The organism is Erythrobacter sp. LQ02-29, from assembly GCF_022576075.2.
Taxonomy (GTDB): Bacteria; Pseudomonadota; Alphaproteobacteria; order Sphingomonadales; family Sphingomonadaceae; genus Alteriqipengyuania.
This window is the reverse complement of sequence record NZ_JANCNT010000001.1, coordinates 2770638-2787208: the sequence shown is the minus strand read 5'-3', so window position 1 is coordinate 2787208 and position 16571 is coordinate 2770638. Positions and strand designations below refer to the sequence as shown.

20 protein-coding genes are annotated in these 16571 nt (G+C 65.9%); 13 read left to right on the top strand and 7 right to left on the bottom strand.

All coding sequences use genetic code 11. From position 1 onward, the window contains the following. Positions 1-61 precede the first annotated feature (61 nt). From ruvX to pyrE, 7 genes are all read right to left on the bottom strand, one after another. On the bottom strand, positions 62-556 hold the full coding sequence (gene ruvX / locus MKP08_RS13575) for a Holliday junction resolvase RuvX (RefSeq protein WP_241554284.1): 495 nt from the start codon (positions 554-556) through the stop codon (positions 62-64). Beyond that, positions 532-1788 (bottom strand): DUF3089 domain-containing protein, encoded by a 1257-nt coding sequence (locus MKP08_RS13570; protein ID WP_215227637.1) that lies wholly within the window; start codon positions 1786-1788, stop codon positions 532-534. The genes ruvX and MKP08_RS13570 overlap by 25 nt, the downstream gene beginning before the upstream one ends. Next, positions 1778-2920 (bottom strand): AI-2E family transporter, encoded by a 1143-nt coding sequence (locus MKP08_RS13565; protein WP_241554283.1) that lies wholly within the window; start codon positions 2918-2920, stop codon positions 1778-1780. The genes MKP08_RS13570 and MKP08_RS13565 overlap by 11 nt, the downstream gene beginning before the upstream one ends. After that, positions 2917-3801: a signal peptidase I gene (gene lepB, locus MKP08_RS13560; protein WP_241554282.1), complete on the bottom strand. Its 885-nt coding sequence runs from the start codon at positions 3799-3801 to the stop codon at positions 2917-2919. The genes MKP08_RS13565 and lepB overlap by 4 nt, the downstream gene beginning before the upstream one ends. After that, entirely contained in the window at positions 3798-4199 is a 402-nt protein-coding gene (gene acpS, locus MKP08_RS13555; protein ID WP_241554281.1) for a holo-ACP synthase, read from the bottom strand. Before acpS ends, lepB begins: the two co-directional genes overlap by 4 nt. A 121-nt stretch (positions 4200-4320) precedes the next feature. Further along, on the bottom strand, positions 4321-5076 hold the full coding sequence (locus MKP08_RS13550) for a pyridoxine 5'-phosphate synthase (RefSeq protein ID WP_241554280.1): 756 nt from the start codon (positions 5074-5076) through the stop codon (positions 4321-4323). After that, on the bottom strand, positions 5076-5654 hold the full coding sequence (gene pyrE, locus MKP08_RS13545; protein WP_241554279.1) for an orotate phosphoribosyltransferase: 579 nt from the start codon (positions 5652-5654) through the stop codon (positions 5076-5078). The genes MKP08_RS13550 and pyrE overlap by 1 nt, the downstream gene beginning before the upstream one ends. A gap of 191 nt (positions 5655-5845) precedes the next feature. Here pyrE and coxB point away from each other — a divergent pair, with 191 nt between their 5' ends. The 13 genes from coxB (at position 5846) to moaA (ending at position 16571) form a co-directional block, all read left to right on the top strand. Further along, positions 5846-7051, top strand: coding sequence for a cytochrome c oxidase subunit II (coxB, locus tag MKP08_RS13540; RefSeq protein ID WP_241554278.1), 1206 nt, complete (start codon positions 5846-5848; stop codon positions 7049-7051). Positions 7052-7098: 47 nt separating this feature from the next. Continuing rightward, on the top strand, positions 7099-8808 hold the full coding sequence (ctaD, locus tag MKP08_RS13535) for a cytochrome c oxidase subunit I (RefSeq protein ID WP_241554277.1): 1710 nt from the start codon (positions 7099-7101) through the stop codon (positions 8806-8808). Positions 8809-8927: 119 nt separating this feature from the next. Next, positions 8928-9842 carry a heme o synthase gene (locus MKP08_RS13530; protein ID WP_241554276.1) on the top strand — a complete coding sequence of 305 codons (915 nt, stop codon included), beginning with the start codon at positions 8928-8930 and terminating at the stop codon, positions 9840-9842. A gap of 7 nt (positions 9843-9849) precedes the next feature. Further along, a complete protein-coding gene (locus MKP08_RS13525) occupies positions 9850-9975 on the top strand; it encodes a hypothetical protein (RefSeq protein ID WP_255750256.1) in 126 nt (41 codons plus the stop codon). A 2-nt stretch (positions 9976-9977) separates the two neighbouring features. Then, the gene (locus MKP08_RS13520; RefSeq protein ID WP_215227645.1) at positions 9978-10553 is read left to right on the top strand and encodes a cytochrome c oxidase assembly protein; all 576 of its coding nucleotides are present in this window, start codon (positions 9978-9980) and stop codon (positions 10551-10553) included. A 108-nt stretch (positions 10554-10661) separates the two neighbouring features. After that, positions 10662-11486 (top strand): cytochrome c oxidase subunit 3, encoded by an 825-nt coding sequence (locus MKP08_RS13515; protein WP_241554275.1) that lies wholly within the window; start codon positions 10662-10664, stop codon positions 11484-11486. Between the two features lie 53 nt (positions 11487-11539). Continuing rightward, the gene (locus tag MKP08_RS13510) at positions 11540-11887 is read left to right on the top strand and encodes a DUF983 domain-containing protein (protein ID WP_241554274.1); all 348 of its coding nucleotides are present in this window, start codon (positions 11540-11542) and stop codon (positions 11885-11887) included. Next, a complete protein-coding gene (locus MKP08_RS13505) occupies positions 11884-12507 on the top strand; it encodes an SURF1 family protein (RefSeq protein ID WP_241554273.1) in 624 nt (207 codons plus the stop codon). Before MKP08_RS13510 ends, MKP08_RS13505 begins: the two co-directional genes overlap by 4 nt. Positions 12508-12550: 43 nt before the next feature. Then, the gene (gene thrC, locus MKP08_RS13500; protein WP_241554272.1) at positions 12551-13951 is read left to right on the top strand and encodes a threonine synthase; all 1401 of its coding nucleotides are present in this window, start codon (positions 12551-12553) and stop codon (positions 13949-13951) included. Beyond that, the gene (locus MKP08_RS13495; RefSeq protein ID WP_241554271.1) at positions 13951-14841 is read left to right on the top strand and encodes a class I SAM-dependent methyltransferase; all 891 of its coding nucleotides are present in this window, start codon (positions 13951-13953) and stop codon (positions 14839-14841) included. The genes thrC and MKP08_RS13495 overlap by 1 nt, the downstream gene beginning before the upstream one ends. Positions 14842-14850: 9 nt before the next feature. Continuing rightward, positions 14851-15222, top strand: a complete 372-nt coding sequence (locus MKP08_RS13490) for a dihydroneopterin aldolase (RefSeq protein WP_215227651.1) — start codon at positions 14851-14853, stop codon at positions 15220-15222. A 1-nt stretch (position 15223) separates the two neighbouring features. After that, on the top strand, positions 15224-15577 hold the full coding sequence (locus tag MKP08_RS13485; RefSeq protein ID WP_241554270.1) for a Rossmann fold domain-containing protein: 354 nt from the start codon (positions 15224-15226) through the stop codon (positions 15575-15577). Continuing rightward, positions 15570-16571 carry a GTP 3',8-cyclase MoaA gene (gene moaA, locus MKP08_RS13480; protein ID WP_241554269.1) on the top strand — a complete coding sequence of 334 codons (1002 nt, stop codon included), beginning with the start codon at positions 15570-15572 and terminating at the stop codon, positions 16569-16571. Before MKP08_RS13485 ends, moaA begins: the two co-directional genes overlap by 8 nt.

Genomic DNA, 16571 nt, shown 5'->3' with positions numbered 1-16571 from the left:
AACCGGGGGAAGAGGCAAGAGGGTTGTTGGGGTGCGCGGTAACCTTCGCCACCGGTGGATGTCAGCCGAAGCCGGGCCCGGACAGCGCGTCGATTGCCCCCTGCAGGAACACCGCGGCCGCGTGGCTGTCGATCCGCTCGGCACGTTTCGCGCGGCTGGTTCCCTGGCCGATCATCGCCATGTCCGCGCTCTGCGTCGACCAGCGTTCGTCCCACAGCAGCACCGGCAGCTCAAGCGCTTCGGACAGGTTGCGGGCATAGGCCCGGCTCGCTTGGGCGCGCGGGCCCTCGCTGCCGTCCATGTTTCGTGGCAGGCCGATAACGATGCCGGTCACGCCCCGCTCGCCGACGATCTTCTCCAGCGCCAGCCGGTCGCGGCTGAACTTGCCGCGTGGCAGCGTCTTGCCCGCGTTGGCGAAGCGCCAGCCCGCATCGCAGGTGGCGAGACCGATCGTCTTGGTGCCGAGGTCGAGCGCCAGCAGCACCCCGCCATCGGGCAGGGCATCGGCGAATTGTGACGCGCTGTCGGTGATCAGGCGGGTCGGTTGTTCGCCCATGCAGCCACGCGGCGTACCACGTCCTCCTGCAGGTTCCGCCAGAACAGCGGAATGTCGTAAACATGGTAGTTGTCGCCGGGCAGCACGGCGGACCCCATTTCGGGGGGCGAACCGATGCGCAACAACCCGCTCGCATCGCAGCGCGCAGGGACGGAGCCGCGCAACAGGCTGGCCGAACGCAGGTCCGCGCTGGGCACCAGCGTGCCGAGGTTGGCCGATGCGGGGGCCTCGCCGTTGATCGTGCCGGTGATCGGATTGACGCACAGGACGGGGCCGTCGCCGCGCGCCTGCCCGTCAAAGCCCGGCGTAGCTTCATACCGCTCCATCAGCATTTGCGGATCGCCGTCGTCGGCGAAGCTCTCGTAGCTGACGATGCAATGCGCCTGCCCGGCGGTGGCGCAGGCAGGCAGGCCGAGGGCGGGGAGATCGTGTTCGACTGAGATCGGCCAGCCGATGGCGTAGACCGCGGCGATCCGCTTCTCCAGCGGCGTGCCTTTCACCTTACGCTGCAACAGATAGAGCGTCAGCAGCGCGCCCTGGCTATGCCCGGCGAGGACGATCGGCTTGTCGGGATCGACGCTGGCGACGAAATAGTCGAACGCCTGCGCCACGTCGCGATAGGCGGCGTCGATAGCCTTGGTCGCCTCGGGCTTGTCGGTCAGGAACGCGCCGACCGCCGCTTGGCGGTATTTCGGAGCCCAGATTTCGTCCGCGCGGTTGAACGCGCTGGCCATGCCTTGCAGGAACAGGCGAGCGCGGTTTTCCGCCTCCTGATCGCCGAGCGAGGCGTTCCAGTTCACCTCATCGCGCAGATTGACCGGGATGTAGCTGGTCGGGTGGATGAAGAAGACCGCGAAATCCGGCGTGGCGGCCGGGTCCGCCGGTTCGCCCGCATCGGTTGCGGTCTGCGCGGCCCGGGATTCGAGATCGGGCTGACGCAGGGTCCGCTCGGCGGCGGGATTGTCGGGCGAAGGGGTCTCCCCCGTTTCAGGTTCGGCCTGGGCCACGGCGGGCTGGTAGCGCGATGGGTCGGAGATACCGATGCCAGGCCGCGAATACCACATCGATGGGTCTTCGTAGGCGTTTTCGGCCAGCGCCGCCTGTTCGGTGAATGCGCCGCGCGGGACGAAGGCGTATTCGGTGGCCTGCCGCGACCAGATGACAAGCGCGATGCCCGCCGCGATGACGAGGGCGATGACGATCGCCACGGCATACAGGAACTTACGCACCATGGGCGGGGGGCTCGTTCGCTACCGGGGTATGGTCGAGCAGACGCTCGGCATCGCGCGCGGCGCGTTCCTCCGCATCGGTCTCCTCGGCCCGGCGTTCCAGCATCACCTTGATCATCGCCAGCAGCGGATCGGCGAGGAAGAGACCGAGAATGCCGAACAGGATGCCCATTATCAACTGCATGCCGAGCACCAAGGCCGGGGCGAGGTCGACCGTCTTTTTGGCGATCATCGGCACCACGACATAGCCGTCGAAGGTCTGCACGAAGAAATAGACAGCGATCGCGTAAATGCCGGTCTGCATATCGACGGAGAAGCCGACCAGCGCCATCAGCAGGCCCGAAACGACCGCGCCGATATTGGGAATGAAGGCCAACAGGCCGGTCAGGATTCCGAGTAGCGCGGCCATGGGCACGCCCAGGATCGACAGCGCGATGTAGGTGAAAACGCCTTCCACGAACATCCCCAGCAGACGGCCCGCCATGAGGCGGCGCATGGTCTGCGCCATCCGGTCCATCGTCACGCTCAGGCTGGAGCGGCGGTGGCGAGGCGCCATCCATTCGAGGCCCCGCTCGTAGAGATTGGGTTCGAGCGCAACGTAGACGCCAATGATCAGGATCAGCACCACCGTGGTGAGTCCGCCCACCAATCCCGTGAGCGCGGCAGTGACGGTGCCCACGCCGCTCATCAGCTGGCTGGAATAGGATTGCAGGTCCTGCGCCTGGACCGACAGGCCGTTCTCCCGCGCGAACTGCACCAGGCGCGAAGTCTGGGTCTGCACGATGTCCGGTAGCGCCGCGGCTTGCTGTGCGATCTGGCTGCCCGCGTAGTAGGTAAGCCAGACGAAGAACGCGACCGCGAGGAGCAATACCAGCGCGATGCGCCACATACGGCCTATCGGCAGCACCTTTCCGATCAGGCGCGCGCCCCCGTCGATGATCGCGGCGAAGACCAGTGCGCCGAAGATCACTAGCAGGGATTGGGAGACGTAAACGGCAAGGATCACCAGCCCTGCGACCACGGCCCAGATCATCGCCCGTTGGGCTTCCTGCCGCATCAACGGGTTGGAGATGAAGGACGGACTTGCCCCCATCGGCTGGTCAATCCCGGTGTCCCCCTGCTGCTGGTCGCTCATCGGGTCTCGGCCTTGTCGACCTTGGCCGGGCGTAAGGTCGTCCATGCGCGGCCGTCGCGCAGCGCGCCCCACCATGTGAGCGGGTTCCAGCTCGCCGTCCCGTCGAAGGAGAAGGTGATGAACTCGGCCCGTCCGCCTAGGTTTTCCAGCGGGATCGGTCCGCCCAGGCCCATTTCGGCGATGGTCGCGCGGCTATCCGCAGAATGATCGCGATTGTCGCCCATGACGAACACCGCATCCTGCGGCACGGTGATCGGGCCGTAATTGTCGAGCGGCGCATCGGGAATCGAATCGATGACCAGGTAGGTCGCACCGTTCGGCATGGTCTCGCGATAGACGGGCACGCGGCAGGCTTCCTTGCCATCCTTGGTCCGCACGCGTTCGAAATCGGCGTAGTCGCAATTCATGTTGGCATCGAGCGGCAGGTCGAGCGGGGGCTCCGCCTCCTGCGGCACCGGCTTGCCGTTGAGGACGATCTGCCCGTTGCGGACCGCGATCGTATCGCCGGGGCGGGCGACCACGCGCTTGATGTAATCCTCGTCACGCTCGGGATGGACCGGGATCACGATGTCGCCATATTCGGGCGTATGGCCGAACAGGCGCCAGTGGCCGCGCGGGAGCAGGTGAAAGCTCGCCGAGGCCCAGCTGTAGCCGTAGGGATATTTGCTCACGATCAGCCGGTCGCCGACCAGCAGGTTGGGCATCATCGAGGGCGAGGGGATATAGAACGGCTTCGCGACCAGGCTGTGGAACGCGAGCACCGCGAGCAGCATCAGCGCGAGCCCGCGCAGTTCCGCGAGCCAATTGACCTTCTCGCGGCCCTTTTCGTCTTGCTTGGGTTGGGAGGTGTCGCTCACGGTGGTACGGGTATCCGAAGTCATAGCGGGATCGCCTCGATGATCACGTAGGCCTGGGCCCATGGGTGATCGTCGGTGAGGGTCAGATGAATGCGTGCCTCATGGCCTTCCGGCACCATTTCCGCAAGCCGCTCCGCCGCGCCGCCCGCCAGTTGCAGAGTCGGCGCACCGGACTTCGCGTTGACGACGCCGATATCTTTCATGAAGACACCACGCCGGAACCCCGTGCCGACCGCCTTGCTGAACGCCTCCTTCGCCGCGAACCGCTTGGCGTAGGTGCCAGCGATGGTGAAGGGCCTGCGCCGCGCCTTGGCCCGCTCGATATCGGTAAAGACGCGATTCTCGAAACGCTCGCCGAAGCGGTCCAGAGAGTTCTGGATTCGCTCGATATTGCACAGGTCGGAGCCGAGGCCGATGATCATGACGGCTCCCCCAAGCCGTCACCCCGGACGTGATCCGGGGTAGTGCTCTTTTGCTGCGCCGTGCAAACCGGAGCCTTGCCTCGGCTCGTGGGCCGGGGCGACGAAACGGAAAGGCCGTGCCTCACCGCGCTTCATCCATCAGATCGCGCATGCGGCGCACCGCCTCCTCCAGCCCCACGAACACCGCCTCGCCGATCAGGTAGTGCCCGATATTGAGTTCCGCGATCTGCGGGATGGCGGCGATCGGCTGCACGTTCTCGTAGGTGAGGCCGTGGCCGGCGTGCGGTTCGATCCCGTTCTTCGCCGCCAGCGCCGCCATGTCGGCGATCCGCTTCAGTTCAACCGCGACCCGCTCGCTGTCATCGTCGAGCCCGGCATGCGCGTATTCGCCGGTGTGGAATTCGACCACCGGCGCGCCGAGGCGTATCGCCGCCTCGAGCTGACGCGGATCGGCTTCTATGAACAGCGAGACGCGGATGCCCGCATCAGTGAGGCGGCTGACCACGGGCGCAAGCTGGTTGTGCAGCCCCGCCGCGTCCAGCCCGCCCTCGGTCGTGCGCTCTTCGCGCTTTTCCGGCACGATGCAGGCGGCATGCGGCGCATGGGCAAGTGCGATCGCCAGCATTTCCTCGGTCGCCGCCATTTCGAGATTGAGCGGCAGGCCAGTCGCGTCCTGAATGCGCTTCAAATCGCCGTCGCGGATATGGCGCCGGTCTTCCCGCAGATGGGCGGTGATTCCATCGCCCCCGACCGCCGCCACAATCTCTGCCGCGCGGACCGGATCGGGATGGTCGCCCCCACGGGCGTTTCGGATGGTCGCGACGTGATCGATGTTCACGCCAAGGCGCAACCTGTTCAAAGAGGGGCGCTCACCCATTACTTGCGACTGCCGGGCTTGGTCACCGGTACCGCCGCGAGTTCAGGCGGAATTTCGTCCTCGGCGTAGGTCGGGAAGTTGATCTCGACCAGAGGGAAGAAGGGGACGCCCAGATCGGCGGTGCCGCCGCTGCGATCGACCAGTGCGGCCTCGGCGACCACTTCGCCACCTTCACGCGCCACGGCGGCGATCGCCTCCCGGCTGGAGAGCCCGGTGGTGACCACATCTTCCACCATCAGCACCTTCGCCCCCGGATCGAGCCGGAAACCGCGGCGCAGGTGGAACGTGCCCTCGGGCCGCTCTAGAAAGATCGCGTCCTTGCCCAGCGCGCGGCCCATCTCGTGTCCGATGATGAGGCCGCCCATGGCGGGGCTGACCACCGTGTCGATCCGGCTGCGGATGTCGCGCGGGATCTTTTGGCACAATGCGACCGCCAGCCGACCGGCGCGGTCGGCATTCATCAACAGGCGCGCGCATTGTAGATAGAATGCGCTGTGGCGGCCCGACGAAAGCTTGAAGTGACCCTCCAGCAGGGCGTCGCAACTGCGGAATTCGGCGAGGACTTCGTCGTCTGTCATGGGATTTTTCTGGCGGGCCTTACGCTGCGGCAGGGGTGCAAACGCGCGTGCTGCGCGCAAAAAACTCCCTAGAAGCGCTTGAGACAGGGGGCAAGCATGCGTATAGGCCCGCACGAACCTCCGCCTGGGCGGGATGGTTGATGCCGCCGTGCGTGCGGCTTTCGAGACAAGATAATGGGACTCGCTGACCGATGATTTCCGCCTCCTGGCTTCGCGACAACAACCGCCTTACGGCCGGCCGGATCCTGGCCATGCTGTGCGCCGCGATCCTGCTCGCCTTCACGGCGCAGGGTGCTTACGCGGCCCCTCCCCAGGCCTCGGTTCAGGCCCCGGCGGCGCAGCCTGTTGGCGAAGCCACCCCGGCACCGCAGGCGAGCGACTCCGCCGCAGCGGACCATGTCGCCGCCGATACGGGCGAGGCAGCTGAGGCCGGTTCCTACGTTCCGATGGGCCCCGACATGATCAAGGGGCAGCCGACCTCCTACGAGGAAAGCCCGCTCGCGAGCATGCATTTCCAGAAGCAGTACAGCGACGATGGCGAATTCGCGCTGTGGATGCACGATGCGATCCTGCTGCCGGTGATCGTGGTGATCAGCCTGTTCGTGCTGTTCCTGCTGCTGTTCGTGGTCGCGAAATATCGCCGCCGCGAGAACCGCGCGCCTTCGCGCACCACGCACAATACGCTGATCGAAGTGATCTGGACGCTTGTTCCGGTGCTGGTGCTGGTGGTAATCGCGGTGCCTTCGATCTCGCTGCTGGCGCGCCAGTACAAGAGCCCGCCGAAGGACGCGATCACGATCAAGGCGACCGGCTACCAGTGGTATTGGGGTTATACCTATCCGGACCAGGGCGGGTTCGAAGTCATCTCCTACATGCTGAACACGCCGGGCGAGCCGAAGGTGAACCCGACGACCCGCATGAATGGCACGGAACCGTGGGACGGTCCGACCCATCTCGAAGTGGACAACCGCATGGTCGTGCCCGTGGGCGTGCCGCTGCGCATCCAGACCACCGGTGCCGACGTGATCCACTCCTTCGCCGTGCCGAGCCTGTGGTTCAAGCTCGACGCGGTTCCGGGTCGCATCAACGAGCGCCTGCTGACGATCAAGGAGCCGGGCATCTATTACGGCCAGTGTTCGGAACTGTGTGGCGCGAAGCACGGTTACATGCCGATCGCGATCGAGGCGGTTCCGATGGCGCGCTGGCGCCAATGGGTGCTGACCAAGGGCGGCAGCTTCCAGACGGAAGAGCCGGCTGGCGGAGCCGCGCAGGGCGAGGCAGGCGAATTCGAAGATACGCAGACCCGCAATCCGCCGAGCGGTACCGGGGTCGAGCCGCCCGCCAATAACGAAGACAAGCCGCTGGAAAACCAGCCCATCGCATCGCCCGCGGTCTGACCCGACCGAACGCATAGCGCTGACAGATACCCAAACGAAAGAGCATCATGGCTACCACCGCTGAAGGCTTCCAGGCACATACCGAGGATCACGATCACTCGCACGCCGATCATAAGCCGTCCTTCTTCGCCCGCTGGTTCATGTCGACGAACCACAAGGATATCGGCACCCTGTACCTGATCTTCGCGATCTGCGCGGGCATCATCGGCGGCGGCATCTCGGGCATCATGCGCGCCGAGCTGGCGGAGCCGGGCATCCAGTATCTCGGCTTCTGGGTAAACGCGGTGGGCGGAACAGCCAATATCGAGGCCAATCTGCATATGTGGAACGTGCTGATCACCGCCCACGGCCTGATCATGGTGTTCTTCATGGTCATGCCCGCGATGATCGGCGGTTTCGGCAACTGGTTTGTGCCGATCATGATCGGCGCGCCGGACATGGCCTTCCCGCGCATGAACAACGTCTCGTTCTGGCTGACCGTCGCTGGCTTCTGCTCGCTGATGTTCTCCATGTTCGTGCCAGGTGACGCGACCGGCCTCGGTGCCGGGACCGGCTGGACCGTCTACGCCCCGCTGTCGACCAGCGGTTCGACAGGGCCCGCCGTGGATTTCGCGATCTTCTCGCTCCACCTTGCGGGTGCGGGCTCGATCCTGGGTGCGACCAACTTCATCACCACGATCTTCAACATGCGCGCGCCGGGTATGACGCTGCACCGCATGCCGCTGTTCGTGTGGTCGGTGCTGGTCACCGCCTTCCTGCTGCTGCTCGCGCTGCCGGTGCTCGCCGCCGCGATCACCATGCTGATCACCGATCGCAACTTCGGCACGACCTTCTTCGACGCAGCCGGTGGTGGCGATCCGATCCTGTACCAGCACCTGTTCTGGTTCTTCGGCCACCCCGAGGTGTACATCATGATCCTGCCGGGCTTCGGCATGATCAGCCAGATCGTGGCGACCTTCAGCCGCAAGCCGGTGTTCGGCTATCTCGGCATGGCCTACGCCATGGTCGCGATCGGCGTCGTCGGCTTCATCGTGTGGGCGCACCACATGTATACGACCGGCCTAGACGTGAACACGAAGATGTATTTCACCGCGGCTACCATGGTGATCGCGGTCCCGACCGGCGTGAAGATCTTCAGCTGGATCGCCACCATGTGGGGCGGTTCGATCGAGTTCAAATCGCCGATGGTGTGGGCTCTGGGCTTCATCTTCCTGTTCACCGTGGGCGGCGTGACCGGCGTCGTGCTCGCCAATGGCGGCATCGACGACAACCTGCACGACACCTACTATGTGGTGGCGCACTTCCACTACGTGCTGTCAATGGGTGCGGTGTTCTCGCTCTTCGCGGGCTTCTACTACTGGTTCCCGAAGATGAGCGGCCGCTGGCATTCGGAAGTGCTCGCGCACATCCATTTCTGGCTGTTCTTCATCGGCGTGAACGTGATCTTCTTCCCGATGCACTTCCTCGGCATGAACGGCATGCCGCGCCGCTACCCCGACTATGCGGAAGCGTTCGCGCACTGGAACCACGTCGCCAGTGTCGGCTACGTGATTATGGCGGTGTCGATGGGCGTATTCTTCGTGAACCTCGTCTACGCCTTCGTCGCCGGAAAGCGCGCGGCGCCGAACTATTGGGGCGAGGGTGCGACCACGCTCGAATGGACGCTGTCGAGCCCGCCGCCGTTCCACCAGTTCGAGACGCTGCCGGTGATCGACGCCGACGCGCCCCGTCAGGACCATCGTTCTACGGTCGCCTGATCCGAACCCGGTCCTTCGCCCCCGGCGAGTGGCCGCACGAAACACCAGTGACGGCCCGGGCTGACCGCTCCGGGCCGTCGCTCTATTGACGGGGCCGCCGCGCAAGCCGACCGAAACGCATGACCACAGCCGCTCCTTCCTCCACCCCGATGCCTGCCGACTGGCGGGATTTCTTCGCGCTGACGAAGCCGCGCGTCATGCGGCTGGTGATCTTCACGGGCCTGTGCGGCCTCCTCGCCGCGCCGGGTACCATTCATCCGATCATCGGCTTCACCGCGATCCTGTGCATCGCGCTGGGCGCGGGCGGGGCGGGTGCCCTGAACATGTGGTGGGAAGCCGAAATCGATGCGGGGATGAAGCGGACGGCGGGCCGCCCTTTGCCGGCCGGGCGGCTGGTCAAGGGCGACGCGCTTGGCTTCGGCATGCTGCTGTGTGTGGGCTCGGTCATGGTGATGGGCCTGGCGGTGCATTGGCTCGCCGCCGGTCTGCTGGCGCTGTCGATCCTTTATTACACGATCGTCTACACCATTTGGCTGAAGCCGCGCACGCCGCAGAACATCGTCATCGGCGGTGGAGCTGGCGCTTTCCCGCCGCTGATCGGCTGGGTCGCGGTGACGGGTCATATCACGGCGATGCCGCTGATCCTGTTCGCGATCATCTTCATGTGGACGCCGCCGCATTTCTGGGCCCTCGCGCTGTTCGTGCAGAGCGATTACGCCAAGGCGGGTATTCCGATGATGCCGGTCGTGCGCGGGGCCCGCAGCACCCGCCGCCAGATCCTGATCTATTCGATCCTGCTGGTGCCCTTCGCACTGGCACCGTGGTATATCGGCGGAGCGGGTGCGATCTACGGCGTAGTTGCGCTCGTGCTGACGCTGGCCTTCGCGCTGCTGTCGATCCCGGTCGCGTTTCGCGATCCGTCGGTCCCGGACGCGATGAAGCCGGAGAAGCGGCTGTTCGCCTTCAGCATCGTCTATCTGTTCGCGCTGTTCGCCGCGCTGGTTGTCGACCGCGTCGCAGCGCCTTATCTTTGAGGCCGACATGACCCCCGAGGAAGAAGCCGAGATCCGTCGCCGCCAGCGCAGCCGCAACTACGCCCTGGGCGGCGTGCTGCTGTTCTTCGTGGTCCTGTTCTACGCGATCACGATCGTGCGGCTGGGGGACTGAGCATGGCGGGCGCGGCCACGACTCAGAACCGCAACAAGCGGGTCGGGATCATGATGTTCGCGATGGCCGCCGCCATGCTGGGCCTGGGATTCGCGGCCGTGCCGCTCTACAACCTGTTTTGCCGCGTTACCGGCTTCGCCGGCACCACCCAGGTCGCGACCGACAACGATGCCGTCCTCGCCGAACAGATGGCGAAAAGCGCCGGCCTTCCGCAGATATCCATCCGTTTCGACGGCAGCGTGGCACGCGGCATGCCGTGGGAGTTCGGCCCCGAACAGACCACCGATACGGTCCAGATCGGCCAGCGCGACATGGCGTTCTTTTACGCCCGGAACACTTCGGATCACGCGATCACGGGTGCCGCGACCTATAATGTGGAGCCCGAGCAGGCCGGACCCTATTTCAACAAGATCCAGTGTTTCTGCTTTACCGAGCAGACGCTGCAGCCGGGTCAGGAAGTGCGCATGCCGGTGCTGTTCTACGTCGATCCCAAGGCGCTCGACGACCCCAATATGAAGGGCGTGGAGCAGATTACGCTGAGCTACACCTTCCACGAGGCGAAGGATCAGCCGTCCTGACCGGGGCGCGGTCGACGATTCCCTGTTATCGGGGGTCTGGACCGTTCGGCAAAGGCGCACTAAGGGCAAACGCCAGACCTTATCCGCCACGCTGACAGGACAGACTTCATGGCCGGCGCCAAGAACCACGATTACCACATTCTCGCACCCGACATCTGGCCGTTCATCGGCTCGGTATCGGCGGTCACGTTTACCAGCGGCATGGTGCTGTTCATGCACGACATGGCCGCGTGGCACATCGTGCTCGGCCTCGGCGTCGCCGGTCTGATCGCGACCTTCTTCAGCTGGTTCTCCAACATCGTGAAGGAAGCGCAGCGGGGCGATCACACGCCGGTGGTGCAGCTGCACATGCGTTACGGCATGATCCTGTTCATCGCGTCGGAGGTCATGTTCTTCGTCGGCTGGTTCTGGAGCTGGTTCGACTTCGCCCTTTTCCCCAGCCAGATTTCCGAGGTCGTAGACGGCGTCTGGCCGCCCAAGGCGATCGAGGCGGTGATGAACCCGTTCGATCTGCCGCTGCTCAACACCCTGATCCTGCTGTGTTCGGGCACAACCGTGACCTGGGCGCACCACTCGCTGATCAACGGCGACCGCGAAGGTCTGAAGATGGGGCTGTGGGCCACTATCATCCTGGGCGTGATCTTCAGCTGCATCCAGGCTTACGAATATGCGCACGCGCCGTTCGCCTTCGGTGGGAACACCTATTCGAGCGCCTTCTACATGGCGACCGGCTTCCACGGGTTCCACGTCATTATCGGCACGATCTTCCTGATCGTCTGCCTGCGCCGCACCTATCTGGGCCACTTCACCCCGCGCCAGCATTTCGGCTTCGAAGCCGCTGCCTGGTACTGGCACTTCGTCGACGTCGTGTGGCTGTTCCTGTTCGTCGTCGTCTATGTCTGGGGTGGCTGGGGCGCCGAAATCCACGGATGACCCCGGGCGAGCCCGACAACCGAGCAACCGATCACCAAGGGGGGCAGCCCGCCATGCGCGAGGCTGCCCTTTTGGGTCTTTGCCCGCGCTGCGGGGCGCGTACGCTGTTCGATGGGATCGTGCGTTTCGCCCCGCGTTGCCGCGCGTGCGGGCTTGATTTCTCGCAGTTCAACGTGGGCGACGGCCCTGCCGCGTTCCTGATCCTGATCGTGGGGTCGCTGGTCGTGGGCCTTGCCGCATGGCTGGAGGTCGCGGTTTCGCCCCCGTGGTGGGTCCATGTGATCCTGTGGCTGCCGCTCAGCATCGCTCTGACGCTCGCCGGGCTTCGCCTGGCCAAGGGCGCGCTGATCCGGAACGAATATCGACACAGCGCCGGTGAGGCGGGGCGGCGCGAGCCGTGACGGGCCGTGTGCCAGTAATCCCGACGATCGTGGTCCTTGCCGCCGTCGCGACGATGATCGGCCTGGGTTTCTGGCAGTTGGGCCGCTTGGACGAGAAGGAGGCGCTGCTCGCCACCTATCGCGACGCTGCGACGATCAGGGAGCCGGTCTCGTGGCCGGAGAGCGATGCGGCGGCGAAGCAGGCGCTCTATCGCCGCGCCACCCTGCGATGTTCGCGGGTCATCGAAAGCAGCGCCCGGGCAGGAACATCCGCAAAGGGTACGCCGGGCTGGGCACAGACCGCGCGCTGTGCGTTGCCGGACGGGGGCGAGGCGCTGGTGCTGCTGGGCTGGACCCGTGCACCCGAGGGGCCGAGTTGGGCGGGCGGTACGGTATCGGGCATCGTAGCTCCGGGACCGCGGCTGGTCGCCGATCCGCCTGTCGCCGGGCTCTCCCCGCTCCAGCACCCCGACCCGGGCGAAATCCCGAACAACCACCTCGCCTACGCCTGGCAGTGGTTCTTTTTCGCCGCCACGGCGCTGGTGATCTATCTTCTCGCGCTACGGCGGCGCAGCATTCGCCCGAGGGGCGAGGGCGAGAGCGAAAAGGATGAGGCCGATCTCGCGCCGCCGCAAGACTAGCTTTCTTGTGCGCCCCGATTCGCGCCGCTAAGCCCGCGCCACCATGCGCTACGTCTCTACCCGCGGTTCCGCCCCCGTGCTCGATTTCGAGCAGGTGACGCTGACCGGCCTCGCGTCCGACGGGGGGCTTTATCTGCCCGAAGAATGGCCGCAGTTCTCGGCCGCAGAGATCGCGTCCTGGCGCGGCCTGCCCTATGCGGAGCTAGCCGCACGGGTCATGCATCCTTTCGTGGGCGAGAGCCTGAGCTTCGAGGAGCTGCACGGGCTGACCCGCACCGCCTACGCCCGCTTCGCCCACAGCGCGGTGGTGCCGCTGGCCCAGGTGGACGAGCGGCATTGGCTGCTGGAACTGTTCCATGGCCCGACGCTCGCGTTCAAGGACGTCGCGCTGCAATTGCTGGGGCAATTGTTCGAGACGTTTCTGGCACGGCGTGGCGAGCGGCTGACGCTGGTCGGCGCCACCAGCGGCGATACCGGCAGCGCGGCGATCGACGCGGTGGCGGGGCGCGACGGGGTGGAGATATTTATGCTCCATCCGGCGGGCCGGATCAGCGACGTCCAGCGCTGCCAGATGACCACGGTGCTCGCCCCCAACGTGCACAACATCGCCATCACCGGCAGCTTCGACGACGGGCAGGCCGCGGTGAAGCGGATGTTCGGCGACAGCGCGCTGACCGGCACCCTTCGGCTGGGGGCGGTCAATTCGATCAACTGGGCGCGGCTGATGGCCCAGGTGGTGTATTATTTCGCCGCCGGACTCCAGCTCGGCGCGCCGGAGCGCCCGGTCGCCTTCAGCGTCCCGACGGGCAATTTCGGCGATGTCTTCGCAGGCTATGTCGCGGCGCGGATGGGCCTGCCGATCGAACGCCTGATCGTCGCGACCAATGTGAACGACATCCTGCACCGCGCGCTGTCGTCGGGCGACTATTCCGCGGGCGAAGTCACACCCACCGCCGCGCCGAGCATGGACATTCAGGTCAGTTCCAATTTCGAGCGGTTGCTGTTCGATTGCGGCGGGCGCGACGGCGCGGCGCTGGCGGCGCAGATGCACGGGTTCGAAGGCAGCCGGGCCATGCGGCTCAGCGATGCGCAGCGCGGCGGGGCGGCGGCGCTGTTCACCAGCGTTCGCACCGATCCGGACGCGATGGCGCAGGCGATGCGGCGGGCGTGCGAGCACGCCGCCCAGATCATCGATCCGCATACCGCGATCGCCCTCCATGCCGCGCACGAGGTCGACCTGCCAAGCGGCGTGCCGATCGTTACCCTCGCGACCGCGCACCCGGCCAAGTTCCGCGACGCGGTGGAGCGGGCGACCGGCGTGCGCCCCGCGCTGCCCAGCCGGATCGGCGACCTGTTCGCGCGCGAGGAGCGCTTCGTGGAGCTGTCTGCCGATTACGACGCGCTGATGGCGTATATCCTCGACACCGCGACCCCCAGCGCCTGATGGCCGAGTTTCGCCGCGAGCCGGTGCTGATGGCTGGCGAGGGGTGGGACGATTACCGCCTGCTCGACAGCGGGCACGGCCGAAAATGGGAAAGCTTCGGCCCCCACAGCTTCGTTCGGCCGGAACCGCAGGCGCTATGGACGCCGCGCGTGGCGGTTTGGCAGGCCGATGGCGAGTTCGTGCCCGGCGCGGACGAGGACGGCGGCGGGCGCTGGCAATTGTCGCGCGCGGTGCCGGAGCAGGGCTGGCCATTGGCCTGGCGCGAGGCGCGCTTCACCGCGCAGTGCACCCCCTTCCGCCATCTCGGCTTCTTCCCCGACATGGCTCCGGTGTGGGACTGGATGCGCGGAACGCTGAAGGGCAAGCCCGATGCGCAGACGATGAACCTGTTCGGCTATACGGGCGTCGGCACGCTGGCGCTGAGCGAATGCGGCCCCGTTACCCATGTCGATGCGAGCAAGAAATCGGTCGCCCAAGCGCGCGAGAACGCGCTCGCCTCCGGCATGGAGGATCGCCCGATCCGCTGGCTGGTGGACGATGCGGCCAAGTTCGCCGCGCGCGAGGTCCGGCGCGGCAACCGCTATGACGGAATCATCCTCGACCCGCCGAAATTCGGGCGCGGGCCGAAGAACGAGACGTGGCGGATCGAGGAGGGGCTCGGCCCCCTGGTCGCCGATTGCCGCCGGTTGCTGGATCCCGACAGCCGCTTTCTGTTCCTGACCGTCTATGCCGTCCGGATGAGCAGTCTTGCACTCGGTGGCCTGTTGGCGGAGCTGTTCGCAAACATGCCCGGCGTGGTCGAGCACGGCGAGCTGGCGGTTCAGGAGCAGGGCGAGGATGCCAGACTGCTGCCCACGGCGATCTTCGCGCGCTGGCGCAATGCGGGCTAGAAGCCACTGATGGCCGATTCGCTGACCCTGCAATTCGACGATATCGAAACCGATGTCCTGACCGGGATCTATTCGGAGGAGACGGGCAAGCCGCAGCCGCTGCGCATCTCCATCGCGGTCGATTACAAGGTAGCGGATCGCTACGATCCCGACACTCCGCTGGCGGACAGCAAGAACTACATGGATCTGAAATTCGCCGCGACCGGGGCGCTGCCTGAGGGCGTGCATTTCAAGCTGATCGAAGCGGTGGCGGATCATATCTGCGAGACGCTGCTGCTGCAGGACCAGCGGGTGAAGGCGGTTACGGTGAAAATCGTCAAACTCGCCATCGCCACCGCGAACGAGAAGATCGGCATTACCCTGACGCGCGAGCGGCGTTGATATGGCGGACGCCGTGGTCATGCAGGTCGGCATGCTGGGCGAACACGCGCTCGATGCCGCGGCCCGGTTCCATGGCGAATGGGCCGCGAAGGCTCGCGCGGAACTAAGCGGCGGGGCGGGCGCTCTCACCATAGTGCTCGCTCCCGCTCCCTTCGATCATGCCGACTGGCGCCGTGCCGCCGCGCGCGATCTCGCCCGCGCTTATCCCGATACGCGGGTGAACATCGTCGCGGGCGATGATCCCGCCGCGATCGATGCCGCCTGTGCCTTCCTCGCCGACGCGCCGGGCATCACCGGGCAGTATCTCGAGCTTGACGGCTTCGGGGCGGGCAACCCATCTGGTCTGAATGGCTGAACCCGCACCCCTGATCGACACCTTCGGCCGCCGCATCACCTATCTGCGTCTGTCGGTGACCGACCGGTGCGATTTGCGCTGCACCTATTGCATGCCTGAACGCATGCAGTTCCTGCCGCGCAAGGACATCCTCAGCCTGGAGGAATGCTACGATCTGGCGCGCGGTTTCATGGAACGCGGCGTGCGCAAGATCCGCCTGACCGGCGGCGAGCCGCTGGTGCGGCGCGACGTGACCGATCTCGTCCGCGCGCTGGGCCGTCATGTCGGGGCGGAGCTGGACGAGGTGACGCTCACCACCAACGCGACCCAGCTGGCCGACAAGGCGCAGTTGCTGGCCGATGGCGGGGTGCGGCGGATCAACATTTCGCTCGACACGCTCGACCGCGAGACGTTCCAGCGGCTGTCGCGCCGCGACGCGCTGGCGCAGGTGCTGGGCGGGATCGCCGCGGCCAAGGCGGCGGGCCTGAAAGTGAAACTCAACACCGTCGCCATGAAGGGCGTGAACGACGCGGAAATTCCCGACATCGTCGCGTGGGCACACGGAGAGGGGCACGACGTCACCCTGATCGAGACAATGCCGCTGGGCGAGGTGGATGAGAACCGGGTCGACCATTACCTGCCGCTCGCTGCGGTGGAGGATCGGCTGGCGGAGCGGTTCACGCTGACCCCGTCCAGCCACACCACCGGCGGACCCTCGCGCTATTTCGAGGTGGCGGAGACCGGCGGGCGGATTGGGCTCATCACCCCTCTCTCGAACAATTTCTGCGCCGGATGCAACCGCATCCGCGTGACCGCGACCGGGCAGCTGTTCCCCTGCCTCGGCGGCGGGGAACGAGTCGACCTGCGTGCGGCGCTGCGCTCCGACGATCCGCAGACGCGGCTGGCCGATGCGCTCGACACCGCGATGGCGATCAAGCCGGAGCGGCACGATTTCCGTATCGGCGAAGGCGAAGCGCCTACGCTAGATCGCCACATGTCGGTGACCGGCGGCTGA